General features: G+C 48.1%; 15 protein-coding genes, 1 rRNA gene and 4 pseudogenes. 9 read left to right on the top strand and 11 right to left on the bottom strand.

Annotated elements, in window-relative coordinates:
* Both ACNAU7_RS10140 and ACNAU7_RS10135 read right to left on the bottom strand, forming a co-directional pair.
* Positions 1–209: ribosomal RNA gene (locus tag ACNAU7_RS10140) — 16S ribosomal RNA — on the bottom strand; the annotation flags it as partial.
* A gap of 310 nt (positions 210–519) precedes the next feature.
* Positions 520–651 carry a hypothetical protein gene (locus tag ACNAU7_RS10135; RefSeq protein ID WP_283255186.1) on the bottom strand — a complete coding sequence of 44 codons (132 nt, stop codon included), beginning with the start codon at positions 649–651 and terminating at the stop codon, positions 520–522.
* Positions 652–735: 84 nt separating this feature from the next.
* Between ACNAU7_RS10135 and coaBC the strand changes: the two genes are divergently transcribed.
* From coaBC to ACNAU7_RS10115, 4 genes and pseudogenes are all read left to right on the top strand, one after another.
* Entirely contained in the window at positions 736–1,944 is a 1,209-nt protein-coding gene (gene coaBC / locus ACNAU7_RS10130) for a bifunctional phosphopantothenoylcysteine decarboxylase/phosphopantothenate--cysteine ligase CoaBC (protein ID WP_416302148.1), read from the top strand.
* Entirely contained in the window at positions 1,928–2,158 is a 231-nt protein-coding gene (locus ACNAU7_RS10125) for an HNH endonuclease (RefSeq protein ID WP_416302147.1), read from the top strand. The genes coaBC and ACNAU7_RS10125 overlap by 17 nt, the downstream gene beginning before the upstream one ends.
* 2 nt (positions 2,159–2,160) lie before the next feature.
* Positions 2,161–2,637 (top strand): SMI1/KNR4 family protein, encoded by a 477-nt coding sequence (locus ACNAU7_RS10120; protein ID WP_416302146.1) that lies wholly within the window; start codon positions 2,161–2,163, stop codon positions 2,635–2,637.
* A gap of 113 nt (positions 2,638–2,750) precedes the next feature.
* Positions 2,751–2,963 (top strand): annotated as a pseudogene (locus tag ACNAU7_RS10115) (hemagglutinin repeat-containing protein); the annotation flags it as partial.
* A gap of 69 nt (positions 2,964–3,032) precedes the next feature.
* Here ACNAU7_RS10115 and ACNAU7_RS10110 read toward each other — a convergent pair.
* The 3 genes from ACNAU7_RS10110 to gmk all read right to left on the bottom strand — a co-directional run bounded on the left by ACNAU7_RS10110 (position 3,033) and on the right by gmk (position 6,164).
* Positions 3,033–5,189, bottom strand: a complete 2,157-nt coding sequence (locus ACNAU7_RS10110) for a RelA/SpoT family protein (RefSeq protein WP_416302145.1) — start codon at positions 5,187–5,189, stop codon at positions 3,033–3,035.
* Positions 5,190–5,281: 92 nt separating this feature from the next.
* Entirely contained in the window at positions 5,282–5,488 is a 207-nt protein-coding gene (gene rpoZ, locus ACNAU7_RS10105) for a DNA-directed RNA polymerase subunit omega (RefSeq protein WP_002212665.1), read from the bottom strand.
* Positions 5,489–5,546: 58 nt separating this feature from the next.
* Entirely contained in the window at positions 5,547–6,164 is a 618-nt protein-coding gene (gmk, locus tag ACNAU7_RS10100) for a guanylate kinase (protein WP_002242918.1), read from the bottom strand.
* 129 nt (positions 6,165–6,293) lie between these two features.
* Between gmk and ACNAU7_RS10095 the strand changes: the two genes are divergently transcribed.
* Positions 6,294–6,893: an adenine phosphoribosyltransferase gene (locus ACNAU7_RS10095; protein WP_002212663.1), complete on the top strand. Its 600-nt coding sequence runs from the start codon at positions 6,294–6,296 to the stop codon at positions 6,891–6,893.
* Positions 6,894–6,938: 45 nt separating this feature from the next.
* Here ACNAU7_RS10095 and ACNAU7_RS10090 read toward each other — a convergent pair whose 3' ends face one another.
* On the bottom strand, positions 6,939–7,727 hold the full coding sequence (locus ACNAU7_RS10090) for a Cof-type HAD-IIB family hydrolase (RefSeq protein WP_416302144.1): 789 nt from the start codon (positions 7,725–7,727) through the stop codon (positions 6,939–6,941).
* A 191-nt stretch (positions 7,728–7,918) separates the two neighbouring features.
* Between ACNAU7_RS10090 and yegQ the strand changes: the two genes are divergently transcribed.
* Positions 7,919–9,274 carry a tRNA 5-hydroxyuridine modification protein YegQ gene (gene yegQ / locus ACNAU7_RS10085; RefSeq protein WP_416302149.1) on the top strand — a complete coding sequence of 452 codons (1,356 nt, stop codon included), beginning with the start codon at positions 7,919–7,921 and terminating at the stop codon, positions 9,272–9,274.
* Positions 9,275–9,370: 96 nt separating this feature from the next.
* A complete protein-coding gene (locus ACNAU7_RS10080) occupies positions 9,371–9,883 on the top strand; it encodes an excinuclease (RefSeq protein ID WP_416302143.1) in 513 nt (170 codons plus the stop codon).
* 191 nt (positions 9,884–10,074) lie between these two features.
* On the opposite strand, the gene ACNAU7_RS10075 is transcribed toward ACNAU7_RS10080, so the two are convergent.
* The 3 genes and pseudogenes from ACNAU7_RS10075 to ACNAU7_RS10065 all read right to left on the bottom strand — a co-directional run bounded on the left by ACNAU7_RS10075 (position 10,075) and on the right by ACNAU7_RS10065 (position 11,397).
* Entirely contained in the window at positions 10,075–10,461 is a 387-nt protein-coding gene (locus ACNAU7_RS10075; protein WP_002218920.1) for a type II toxin-antitoxin system VapC family toxin, read from the bottom strand.
* Positions 10,458–10,703: a type II toxin-antitoxin system Phd/YefM family antitoxin gene (locus ACNAU7_RS10070; protein WP_003706842.1), complete on the bottom strand. Its 246-nt coding sequence runs from the start codon at positions 10,701–10,703 to the stop codon at positions 10,458–10,460. Before ACNAU7_RS10070 ends, ACNAU7_RS10075 begins: the two co-directional genes overlap by 4 nt.
* A gap of 370 nt (positions 10,704–11,073) precedes the next feature.
* A pseudogene (locus tag ACNAU7_RS10065) lies at positions 11,074–11,397 on the bottom strand (type II toxin-antitoxin system RelE/ParE family toxin).
* On the opposite strand from ACNAU7_RS10065, the pseudogene ACNAU7_RS10060 reads away from it, so the two are divergent.
* Positions 11,395–11,502, top strand: a pseudogene (locus ACNAU7_RS10060) (IS5/IS1182 family transposase); the annotation flags it as partial. The pseudogenes ACNAU7_RS10065 and ACNAU7_RS10060 overlap by 3 nt on opposite strands.
* Before the next feature lie 5 nt (positions 11,503–11,507).
* Here the strand turns inward: ACNAU7_RS10060 and ACNAU7_RS10055 are convergent.
* Positions 11,508–11,792: a hypothetical protein gene (locus ACNAU7_RS10055; RefSeq protein WP_416302142.1), complete on the bottom strand. Its 285-nt coding sequence runs from the start codon at positions 11,790–11,792 to the stop codon at positions 11,508–11,510.
* 80 nt (positions 11,793–11,872) lie between these two features.
* Here ACNAU7_RS10055 and ACNAU7_RS10050 point away from each other — a divergent pair.
* Positions 11,873–11,986: pseudogene (locus ACNAU7_RS10050) on the top strand (excinuclease); the annotation flags it as partial.
* Positions 11,987–12,175: 189 nt separating this feature from the next.
* On the opposite strand, the gene ACNAU7_RS10045 reads toward ACNAU7_RS10050, so the two are convergent.
* The coding region (locus ACNAU7_RS10045; protein WP_416302141.1) for a transferrin-binding protein-like solute binding protein at positions 12,176–13,339 on the bottom strand (1,164 nt) is incomplete at its 5' end.

Genomic DNA, 13,339 nt, shown 5'->3' with positions numbered 1-13,339 from the left:
AAGGTCCCCTGCTTTCCCTCTCAAGACGTATGCGGTATTAGCTGATCTTTCGATCAGTTATCCCCCACTACTCGGTACGTTCCGATATGTTACTCACCCGTTCGCCACTCGCCACCCAAGAAGCAAGCTTCTCTGTGCTGCCGTCCGACTTGCATGTGTAAAGCATGCCGCCAGCGTTCAATCTGAGCCAGGATCAAACTCTTATGTTCAATCTCTAACTTTTTAACTTCTGGTCTGCTTCAAAGAAACCGACAGAACAATGTTCAAAACATTATCTTGTCTGTCTTTCAAACAGTGTGAGGCTCAAGGCACTCACACTTATCGGTAATCTGTTTTGTTAAAGAGCGTTGCGAATTATAAAGTATCTCTTCCGCCTGTCAAGATATCTCTCGATATCCCCAACATTCTGTGCTATACTTTTCAATTCGTTCGCCGCCTCAGCAGCAGCGAAGAACCGAACTATACGCCCACAGGGAAAAATGGTCAATACTTCCAGTGGGATTTTTTTGGGAAATATTGTCATATCTCTGTCGGATAAGGTTTTTTATTTCTGCCAAACGCTGCGCCGCCTCCAATAATCCCTTCCTCTCCTCCTCTGACCGGTGCGCCTTTGTGAATATGCCGTCTGAAACTCGGGGCTTCAGACGGCATTTTGTATCCAAAACGGTAACTAATGTATCCGTACTTTGTTATAGAATGGATGCTGTTTTTTCTTCGTAATTAGAAATTGTCAAAATGGGCAAACATATTCTTTTAGGTGTAACGGGCAGTATTGCAACGTATAAGTCTTGCGAGTTGGTGCGGCTGCTGAAAAAACAGGGGCATTCGGTTACGGTGGTTATGAGCCGCTCAGCAACTGAATTTGTTTCTCCGCTGACTTTTCAGGCTTTGAGCGGCAATCCCGTTCTGACCGACACGCACGGCGGCAACGGTTCAAACGGCATGGAACATATCAACCTGACCCGGAATGCGGATGTTTTTCTGATTGCGCCGGCAAGTATGAATACCGTGGCAAAAATCTGTAACGGCGTGGCAGATAACCTACTGACCAATCTGGCAGCCGCACGGAAATGTCCTCTTGCCATCGCTCCTGCCATGAATGTGGAAATGTGGCTCAACCCTGCCAACCAACGGAATATCGCACAACTGGTTTCAGACGGCATTACTGTCTATATGCCGGGCTTGGGCGAACAGGCTTGCGGAGAAAATGGTATGGGAAGGATGCCGGAACCTGCCGAATTACTGGATTTGCTTCCGGACTTGTGGACACCGAAAATTTTAAAGGGCAAGAAAATCTTGATTACCGCAGGTGCGACATTTGAAGCCATTGACCCTGTCAGGGGCATCACAAATATTTCCAGCGGAAAAATGGGCGTAGCTTTGGCGCGGGCGTGCCGTGCCGCCGGTGCGGAAGTCAGCCTGATTTACGGGCAACTTCAAACCGAACTGCCTTTCGGCATATCCGATACGGTTCAAGCCGTCAGTGCCGAAGATATGCATCGCGCAGTACATCGTTTGATTGAAAAACAAGATGCTTTTATTTCTGTTGCCGCCGTCTCAGACTATAGGGTTAAAAACAGGAGTACGCAAAAATTCAAAAAAGATAAAAATGCCAATCCGTTATCTATCGAATTGGATGAAAACCCTGATATTTTGGCTTCTATTGCCTCATTGCCGAACCCGCCGTTCTGCATCGGTTTTGCCGCTGAAACGGAGAATGTAATGGCATATGCGCGAGAAAAACGTATTAAGAAAAAGCTACCGATGATAGTTGCCAATGATGTTTCAATCGCGATGGGCAAACCGACCAACCGGATTACCATTATCGGGGACGACGGGGAACTGTCTTTTCCCGAAACAAGTAAAGATGAAGCGGCAATGCGAATTGTTGAAAGGCTTGCCGTATATTTGAACAAATACGGGACAGATGAGGGCAGCTACTAAAGATTTATGGAAAACTATTGAACGTGGACCAGTGCCCAAAAATCAATTTACTAATGAACAAATAACGAAGATTAAAGCAGGAAATGAAAAAATTCCTGGTTATACATGGCATCATAATGCGCAAAGCTCTCCTAATAATATGCAGTTAATTCCTAATAGTATTCATAACGCTGTTAGGTATACCGGTCAAAAATCGTTAAAGAAAGATCAGTGAACATGAAAAAACTATCAATATCATCAGATGAGGGATTGGTTCCAATAAGAACAATTCAACAATTTGCTGAAGATATAGGGGTTGTTTTTCCTGTTTCATATGTATCACTTCTTAGCAAACATGATCATTTATACCCTAAAGAAAATATTTTCAATTTTATCAATCAATACGGTGAAAATGATGAAAGGGACATTTCATTTTTAGGGTATAAGCAAAATTTAGGCTATGAAGATATTTATAGCTATTCATGTATTGATGATGAATATGGGTATACAAAAAAAGTGATTGCTTTTGGGATTTCAGCTAATGGCGATTATATCTGTTTTGATTACAGAAAATGTAATGAAAATCCATGTATCATTCTGATGTATCATGATAATTTTTATGAAGATGAGAATGGAGATACGAAAATGGTAACTAGCCATATTGCAGATAGTTTTGATGCCTTTTTGGATATGCTATATGAACTTTCAGATTAAGTGTGTGGGTTGAGTTGAAAACCCAACTAAATTAAAAAGATCGTCTGAAATCAGCAAGCCGTAGTCCATATGAAACCTAAACTCAACAAGTAGGATGCGTGAGAAACGCACGTATACAGTTCTCAAGGTTTGAGTTAAGAGGCCGTCTGAAACAACAAATACAGTTTCAGATGACCTTTCTTTTAACAAATCGTAACAGCAATCAGACAAAAGCAGCTTACCGCCACACCCATATCAGCAGCACGGCCGGCAAAACGATTATCCGAAGCGGCGGGGATACCACCCTCAAAGGTGCGCAACTTATCGTCAAAAGCATACAGGCAGATAAGCAATTGAACGGATAAACCATAACACGGGTTGTCTATTACTCAAAAAGGCAACCCGTTTTACCTGCTTCAACTTCTGATGACTTTGCGGATATATGGGATGCTGTGCAGATTTTGAATAATCTGATTCAACTGATCCAAATTCTTAACTTTCAATAAGAATTTAAATTCGACAAAACCTTCCGTTCCCGACTGGGATTTGGATGGTGTTTCGACCGACTCAATGTCTGCACCGGAATCGGAAATCGCTTGCGCCATTAATGCCAACAGGCCGTGGCTGTCTTCCGATTGGACTTGAAGCCCGACACGGTAGTTCTGCCCGTTCATATTTTCCCAGTCTGCATCCAGCTGCTGTTCGGGATCGGACTTCAACAACGTCGGGCAGGTATCCCTGTGGATAATCATGCCTTTTCCCTTAACCAACAGCAAACGGATGGAATCGCCGGGAACAGGGTGGCAGCACTCTGCAAAATGAATATGCCCGCTTTCCTGACCATCGACTTTAATGGAACTGAGCCTGACCTCGCTGCCGAAATGCTCCCCTGCCAACTCGGCAATGTGCATGGCGACATAAACAGGCAGGGTATGCCCCATACCGACGTTGTACAGCACTTCCTCAAATGAAGTCTGTTTGTCGTTGAGATCGGCAAGGTATTTTTCTTTGATGCCGTCTGAAAGCAGGACATCTTTGGGCAGCAAACTGGACAGGGCTTTTTGTAAGAGACTCTCTCCCAAAACGACCGCATCGTGCCGGTTAAGGTTTTTAATATATTGGCGTATGGCGCTGCGCGCCCTGCCTGACACGGCGAAATTCAACCATGCAGGATTTGGTTTGGCATGTTCGGATGTAATAATTTCGACGCAATCGCCGGTTTTGAGCTTCGTACGCAACGGCATCATGATATTGTTGATACGTGCGGCAACGGTTTTGTGCCCAATATCGGTATGCACCGCATAAGCAAAATCGATAGGTGTTGCACCCTTGGGCAATGTTAGGATTTTTCCTTTCGGGGTAAGGATATAGATTTCGTTTGGAAACAAATCGACTTTGACGTGTTCGAGAAACTCAATGGCATTTGCGCTGCTTGCCTGCAAGTCTAAAATGTTTTTCAACCATTGATTGGTGTGCAGCACTGCCTGATCGACCGTTTTGGAATCTGATTTATAGCTCCAATGTCCGGCGATTCCACCTTCGGCAACAGCATCCATTTCCCTGGTACGTATCTGCACTTCAACCGGCAAACCGTAAGGCCCGACCAAAGTCGTATGCAGGCTTTGATAACCGTTGCTTTTCGGAATAGCGATGTAGTCTTTGAACCTCCCGGGCTTGGGCTGATAGAGGTTGTGCAATGCTCCGAGCGCAGCATAACATGCAGGAATACTGTTAACGATGACACGGAAACCGTAAATATCCATAACTTCGGAGAAATGCAGTTTTTTTTCTAACATTTTCCGATAAATGCCGTACAGGTTCTTTTCCCGACCCTTGATTTTGGCTTCTATGTTCGCACCTACCAAACGCTGGCTGAACGCACGCAAAATCTTTCCAACAACATCCTGCCTGTTTTTCCGACTCTTATCCATCGCCTTTTTCATGGTTTCATAGCGATTGGGATGGAGATTCTGGAAAGATAAATCCTGAAGCTCTTGATATGCATTATTCAAACCTATACGGTTGGCAATTTGCGCATAGATTTCAAGGGTTTCTCTTGCAATACGGCGACGCTTGTCCGGACGCATCGAACTGAGTGTCCGCATATTATGCAGACGGTCAGCAAGTTTAACGACAATCACGCGTACATCTTTGGTCATTGCCAAAATCAGTTTGCGGAAACTCTCCGCCTGATGCTCTGCATGATCTTCAAATTTGAGTTTTTCGAGTTTGGACAGCCCGTCCACCATCTCGGCAACCGTATTGCCGAATCTTGCGGCCATCTCCTCTTTCGTAACGCCTGTATCTTCCAGCACATCGTGCATTACACCTGCACACAGACCCTGTATGTCCATATGCCAAAGGGCGAGCTGCGTCGCAACGGCAATCGGATGCGTAATGTATGGCTCCCCGCTTTTCCGGGTTTGTCCGTCATGAGCGTGAAATGCATAGGCAACAGCCTTCTCGAGATCAACCTGTTCTTCAGGCTTGAGATAGGAAGCGGTACGGAAAAGCAGGGTACGTGCTTCGGCAGTTAAATAGTCGTAAGGTGCGGTGGGTTGTGGGACAGGCATTTCAGACGGCTTTCGGAACATATTTTATTTTTCGTTTCAAACCGTCGGACTGCACGGCGGCAGAATGTGCCGACATGCGTTTCCGGCAGAATTTATTTATTGCGCGTCAACAGTTCCGTACCGATATGCCCTGCGGCGATTTCCCTTAAGGCGGTAACAGTCGGTTTGTTATTGCGGACATCGTCCACAAGCGGCGTGTTGCCGTTCTCAAGCTGGCGGGCGCGGCGGGCCGCTACCAATGTCAGGTCAAAATGGTTGGAAATTTTTCCGGTACAGTCTTCGGTGGTAATACGTGCCATATTATTTGCTTTCTTTCAAAAATATTTAAAATAGGAAACTGGGTATTTTCGCGGTTTTTTAGGAATTTTCCAACAAATCTGCAATAAATCCCAGTTGCCGCGACCTTTTCAGACGGCAGGCATTCACAATATGGAGCAAATCCTCCTCCGCCCGCGCCAAGTCGTCATTGACCACGACAAAGTCGAACAATACGGACTGTTCGATTTCATGCCTTGCTTTCGAAAGCCTCCTTTGGATAACTTCCCGACTGTCCGTCCCGCGTCCGTTGAGGCGCGCGGCAAGTACGTCGAAAGAAGGCGGCAGGATAAAGATGCCGACGGCTTCAGGCAGCGCGTCGCGAACCTGCGCCGCGCCCTGAACGTCGATTTCCAAAATCACGTCATAGCCTGCCGCCGCCAACGCATTCACGCCCTCCGCGCTTGTGCCGTAATAGTTGCCGAACACATCGGCGTATTCCAAAAAAGCTTCCTGCGCGATAAGCGACTCAAACTCTTCTTTGGAAACAAAGTGATAATGTACGCCGTTTGCTTCGCCTTCACGCGGCGGGCGCGTCGTGTGCGACACGGAAACGCGCAAACCGTTATGGTTTGCCAACAGCCGCGACACCAGCGTGGTTTTGCCCGTGCCGGAAGCGGCCGAAATGATAAAGATGTTGCCTTTTCGATAAGCGGACATATTTTTTTTACCTGTATATTTTCCAGCCGATTGTATCACAACGGACACCCGGTTTCCTATTTGCCGATGCCCATATTTTGCCGCTATTGTTTTGATTGATTTGGCAAGCGGCAGGCTGACGGCTACAATATGGCGTTAAAAACATCAAACTTGGAACACGCAATGCTGGTTCATCCCGAAGCTATGAGTGTCGGCGCGCTTGCCGACAAAATCCGCAAAATCGAAAACTGGCCGCAAAAAGGCATCTTATTCCACGACATCACGCCCGTCCTGCAAAGCGCGGAATACTTCCGCCTTTTGGTTGATTTATTGGTTTACCGCTATATGGATCAGAAAATCGACATCGTTGCCGGTTTGGACGCGCGCGGCTTCATTATCGGCGCGGCACTCGCCTACCAGCTCAACGTCGGCTTCGTCCCCATCCGCAAAAAAGGCAAGCTGCCTTTTGAAACCGTATCGCAAAGCTACGCGCTCGAATACGGGGAAGCTGCGGTGGAAATCCACACCGATGCCGTCAAACCCGGTTCGCGCGTGCTGCTGGTCGATGATTTGGTTGCCACGGGCGGCACAATGCTTGCCGGACTGGAGCTGATCCGCAAACTCGGCGGGGAAATTGTCGAAGCCGCCGCCATTTTGGAATTTACCGACCTTCAAGGCGGCAAGAATATCCGTGCAAGCGGCGCGCCCTTATTTACCCTGCTTCAAAACGAAGGCTGCATGAAGGGCTGAAAACCGACCCTGCCGTCTGAAACCGGCAGGGTTGTTATTATGCGTTCAAATCACGCCCAAATCTTGCAAGCCCCTCAACACGCCGTCCTCATCAACGCCGGGGCAAACATATTTCGCCGCTTCTTTCGCCGCCTGTTCCCCGTTGCCCATTGCCACGCCGAACCCGACTTCAGACAGCATTTCCACATCGTTCAAACCATCGCCGAACGCCATCACATCCGCCATTTCCAAACCCAATGCCCCAACCACGCTTCTGATGCCGTCTGTTTTCGACATTCCCGCAGGCAGCAGATCGACCGCTTCCTCGTGCCAGCGCACCGTTTTCAAGCCTTCCCGTTCCACAATATCCGACCAGAGCGGCATTTCGTTTTCCTCCGCAAACACCAGCATCTGATACACCGGTTTGCTTGAGAAATAATCCTTATCGGCAAAAAAATCGCTGGCGATATGCTTCAAGGCGCGGCACACGCATTCCGACAGCGCGGACACCGCAATCCCCTCTCCACCGACAAACGCATAATCCATACCCAAGCCATCCAAATGCGCGCAAACCCTGCCCATCAAACCGGCATCCATCGGTACTTCGCGCACAGTTTTTCCGTGCAGCAGCGCAAACTGCCCGTTTATCGTTACCACGGCATCCATACCCGTTTCCGCCATCATGTCCCTGACCTTTTCGGGAATCGTCACCAAAGACCGCCCCGTTGCCAACGCCGTCAATATACCTTTGCCGCGCAAAGCCGCCACCGCCGTTTTCACGGAAGGGCGCAAGGTATCCGTATATTTGCGGTACAGCGTATCGTCAATGTCGAAAAACACGATTTTAGGATTCATCACATTCTCTCTCTCGCATTCAAACTGCCGCATTGTATCCCAAGCAGGCAAATACTTGATAAATCCTTATAAATTTCCCGTCAAAATTGACCGAAAATACAAAAAGGCGGATAATCCGCCCATCTTCAAACACCCTTCAGACGGCATTTGCAGCAATGCCGTCTGAAACATTTTTACAAAGCATACAAATCATGAAAGCACCCGAACTCTTATTGCCAGCAGGCGGTCTCGAACGTATGCGCGCCGCCTACGACTACGGCGCAGACGCCGTTTATGCCGGCAGTCCGCGTTACTCCCTGCGCGCCCGCAACAACGAATTTGCCAAACTCGACGTTCTCGAGCAAGGCATTAAAGAAGCGCACGAGCGCAACAAAAAATTCTTTTTGACCGTCAATACGCTGCCGCACAACTCCAAACTCAAAACCTTCGTTTCCGACATGGAGCCCTTGATTGCCATGAAACCCGACGCGCTGATTATGGCGGATCCTGGTTTGATTATGACCGTGCGCGAAAAATGGCCGGAAATGCCGATCCACCTGTCCGTACAGGCCAACACCACCAACTACTGGGGCGTGAAATTCTGGCAGAACATCGGCGTCGAACGCATCATCCTGTCGCGCGAATTGAGCATGGAAGAAATCGCCGAAATCCGCCAAGAATGCCCCGACATCGAACTCGAAGTCTTCATCCACGGCGCATTGTGCATCGCCTACTCAGGCCGCTGCCTGCTCTCCGGCTATTTCAACCACCGCGACCCCAACCAAGGCACCTGCACCAACTCCTGCCGTTGGGATTACAAAGTCCATAACGCCGTCGAAAGCGATGCGGGCGACGCCCAGCTTCTGCAAGGTTTCAACTTTGAAAAAGCCCAAGAAGAAGCCAACCAAAACTTTGAAGGCATCAACGGTCAGAAACGCCATCCCTACGCCGACAAAGTTTTCCTGATTGAAGAGTCCAACCGCCCGGGCGAGATGATGCCGATTATGGAAGACGAACACGGCACCTACATCATGAATTCCAAAGACCTGCGCGGTATCGAAGTGGTCGAAAAACTCGCCAAAATCGGCGTGGACAGCCTCAAAGTCGAAGGCCGCACCAAGTCGCTCTATTATGTTGCACGCGTCGCCCAGTCCTACCGCAAAGCGATTGATGATGCTGTCGCAGGTCGTCCGTTCGATTACAGCCTGTTGAGCGAACTTGAAGGCCTCGCCAACCGGGGCTACACCAGCGGCTTCCTCGAGCGCCACCAAACCCAAGACTATCAAAACTACCTCAGCGGCCATTCCACCGCCAAACAAAGCCAATACGTCGGCCACGTTACCGAAATCGACGAAAACGGCTGGGCAACAGTGGAAGTCAAAAACCGCTTTGCCGTCGGCGATTCGCTCGAAATCATCCACCCGAGCGGCAACCAAACCATCAAATTGGAACAAATGACCCGTAAAGGCCAGCCTGTCGATGTCGCACCCGGCAACGGTATTCAGGTCAAAATCCCGAATATGCAAGGCAAAGAAAAAGCCCTCATCGCACGCGTATTGAACCCCTAAGCCACGATGCCGTCTGAAACCTGTTTTCAGACGGCATTTTGTTGAATCTTACGGTACAATGCTAATGATTTCCCACAGCAAACAAGGACATCCGACATGAAAAAAATCCTCATACTCTCCGCCGCCGCCCTGATGCTGGCAGCCTGCCAATCCGGCCGCGCGCCTAAAAACGTACACACGGCATCCGCCGGCACACCGGCCGGAGAATCATGCAAAGTCATCCGGGGCGACACCGCAGGAAGCGGCAAAAACATCATTTACCGTTGCAGCAACGGTCAGGCGGCAATAAATGCAGCCATTGCAGACGGCGTATTGGAATCCGGGATTCCCGTCAGCTTTGGCGGTGGGGGCGTACCGGTTGCAAACGGCAGAAATTTGGTTACACGGCAAGCAGCAAACGGCGTAGGCAAATCCGACTCCGAGGCCTGCGAACGCGCCCTAATCAATGCAGCCCGCAAATTCCAACAGACCGCAGGCAAACTCGGCGGACGCAGTGTTACCGGCTTCCAGAGCTACTTCGACAAGCAGCCGCTGCAAGGCGGGCAATACGACTGTCAGGCAGGCTCGTTCCACGTCCGCGTGGTCATGCGCGCCAATGTCGTCCGTTAACATATCGGCAATCAAAAAATGCCGTCTGAAACATTTTTCAGACGGCATTTTTAATCCCCTTGCCTGATTGTGCGGCAGATTCAAATCGGGGCACACCTATAGGCCGCGACGGAAGTCTGGCTTTTAAGCGAAGACAATAACCGAAAAGACCGCCTCAGCGGTCTTTCTTGTGTACACAGTTTTTATATTTGTCAGCTTGATGCATTGACAACTCTAATTCCATATTGCGGAATATATTCATCGACAGTCATCAGTTCAAAGCCTTCCGCTTGGGTTTGTGCAATCAACATCCTATCGAAAGGGTCTTTGTGTATTTCCGGAAGGCTTCCAGCCTGTTTTGCATGAAACAGACCTATAGGCAGCATTTCAAAATCCTCTTCTTGAAGCACATCAAAAAACTCTTCCGGTAATTTCAACAACCCCTTGTTCTGCTTGATGGAAATTTCCCAAATACTTGCTGCACTGACAAAGATCGCATTTCTCGGATTTTCTATCAGTTTGCGTGCAGATGTCCCCAGTTTCTTGTCATCCAACAACCACCACAGCAAAGCATGGGTATCAAGCAGAATCTTTCTCACAGAGCCGACTCCTCAAATAAAGCTGCCGTTTCATTGTCATTCTCAAGAATACGTGAAATATCCGTATTTTCCATATGACTGAATTTTTTCAACCTTCCTGCATTTCGTGCCGGTTTTTCAATACCGGTTAGTTGGACGCAAGGCTTACCTGCCTTCGCAATAATAACGATTTCCCCTGCTTCTGCTCTTTGAATCAATTGACTCAAATTGGTTTTTGCCTGATGAATATTCGCTTGAAACATAACACTTCTCATGATTAGCTAACTTAACTAATATACATCATTACCAAAATTTTGGGAATCTCATTACATATATTTGATTATATCCGCCGTTTTATTCACACCTTGCTATTTAGTAACAATCTTCGGCAACCAAAAATGCCGTCTGAAACATTTTTTCAGACGGCATTTTTAATCCCCTTGCCTTATTGTGCGGCAGATTCAAATCGGGACACTCCATACTTCCATATCTGCACCGTTCAAACATCCCGCCTGCGGAACGGAATCAAAGCGGCAGTCCGGTTATGTTCTTGAAGGCGGTTTATCCGAACGTGCCGCAACAAAGCTGAAACGCATTGCCCCGCACAAGGGAAAGCCGCCAAACCAAATACCGTTATAAAAAAGGAAAGCTCAGGCGGTAGGCATTTTCACGGAAATGCCTCACCGTCAAAATCAATATTTGCTTACCTGATTTATCGTGCTAAAACAAATAGCTATAACCGCTTTTGCCATAAGGCACGATTACTTCCCTTACATTTTGCAAAGTTTCCCCCGCCACCGACAAATCATAAGGTTTCCCGTTACTCGGGCTGCCTTGTGTAGAAACAAAAGAATTTTTAAGCAGCCGCATCACTGCATTTGCCTGATGTTCCGCACCCAAATCATTCAAAAAATTATAAATCCTAACCAAATCAGATTGAGCGGGGCGTGTAATTATAGTGGATTAAATTTAAATCAGGACAAGGCGACGAAGCCGCAGACAGTACAGATAGTACGGCAAGGCGAAGCAACGCTGTACTGGTTTAAATTTAATCCACTATATCAACTTCACTTGCGGCATTCGGGCATATCCTTTAATCCATCGCCACCCAAGCCGTCCACCCAGTCCGCAAACTCATTAAGCGTAATATGCAACCCTGTTTCCTGATAATCCTGAAAAGCCTGCATCGCCCGCTTATCGTAGGCTTGTTTGGCTTTCAACCGTTCTATATGACCATCCACAGCATCCAATACGATACTGTGCACGCTGCCCCCGAAATCCCGTGCCAGCTCTTGTAAAACGGCTTTACGGTATCCCAGTTTGACACCGGTTACTTCTTGATTGGCAAGCATTATTATTTTCCTATCATCAAACGTCCGACACGGCATTATAAACACAATGCGGCATCTGCCGCCACCCTTGCCGATGCAGTATTACCGGCTTCCAGAGCTACTTCGACAAGCAGCCGCTGCAAGGCGGGCAATACGACTGTCAGGCAGGCTCGTTCCACGTCCGCGTGGTTATGCGCGCCAATGTCGTCCGTTAAACATATCGGCAACCAAAAAATGCCGTCTGAAACATTTTTCAGACGGCATAGTTCATCAATCAAATCGGTAATACAGATAATCGTTCAATTAGGATTGCTTCTGCAGGTGGGACAACACATCAAGGTGTTGCCCGATGCCCTGTCGGAAGGAAACGCCACTGTTTCCGACTGTGAAACACAGGATAAATATCAACGGGCTTTTGCTTCTTTTTTGCCTGCAAATACGCCGAAGCCGCTCTTATGCTCATTGTTATCTTTATAGCTGTATCTGCCTGCCATTTCTGCGCCATCTTCACCATAAAATCTTCCGGAAATATCGCCTTTTCCTTCTTCGTTTGCCTGCCACGTTCCCTTAAAGCTGTTATTTCCATCAAATTGCGCGGTAAAGTTTTGCGTACCCATACCTGAAGGATCTTTGGTATCAATTTTTCCTGTTACGGTTTTCTGTGAGAAATCAACCTCTGCCGTAAACTTGCCTGCCGCTTTATATGCGCTATGATTGAACCAATCTTCCTTATATTTCCCGGCAAAATGCAATACATTGCCTGTATATTTAGCATTACCTACCAGCAATGTTTCTGTCGGCTTACCCTGTACAAAAAGGGTGTATGTGCCGTCTTTTAATTTAGTAGCCCCATAAATCAGATGCTCATATTGTTTTTGAGAAACTATTACCTTATTAAAATCATCACTCATCAAACCGCGATGATTACTTGATACTGGTTCATCAGCTTTCGTCAAATCAATGGTTTCTCCGCCAATCATCAACGCCGTGATTTCTCCCGTACCGTCAAAATATTTCTCTCCCAAACTGCCTGTTTTCAAACCGTCTTCAGCAGGAGGCACGGCTTGCGGGTCATCGCCTTGCAATTCCTCTTCCTCATCCCTCCTGCCGTCCGCTTCATCAGCCTGCATCCCGTCTTGCCCCGCCCCTTCGGAATTTTCGGCTTCCGACGGCGGGTTTGCACCTTCGGTATTCGTCGCAACCTCAGTATGTTCGGCGTTTTCAGAAGAAGGGTTTGCCGGCATCCCTGTGCCTTCGCTTACAGCGTTTCCTTCCGTACCATCTTGAGATTCCGCATTTTTCGGCGCATCGGTATCTTGATTGCCGCCATCCGCCCTTCCTGCATCACTGACGGGCATATCACGGTTGTTTTCAGGCTGCGTGTCGGATGTGCCGTTTGCCGGCGCATTATCATTATGTTGGGGCGCATCATTTTGCACTCCGCCATCAGCGCCTGCCGGCGCGCCTTCCCCTTGCGTATCTTTAGGCGGTATTTCTGTTTTAGAATCCCCGCCATCAGTGCCTGCCGAGGGGCTTGCCGTATCAGCACCTGTAGCAGGGCTTACCGT

Origin of the sequence: Neisseria sp. LACPHL-SPEC-2024-00856 (genome assembly GCF_047915665.1) — a bacterium.
GTDB classification, from domain to species: Bacteria; Pseudomonadota; Gammaproteobacteria; order Burkholderiales; family Neisseriaceae; genus Neisseria; species Neisseria polysaccharea.
The sequence above is the reverse complement of the archived record's forward strand: the minus strand, read 5'-3'. Positions and strand labels throughout refer to the sequence as shown.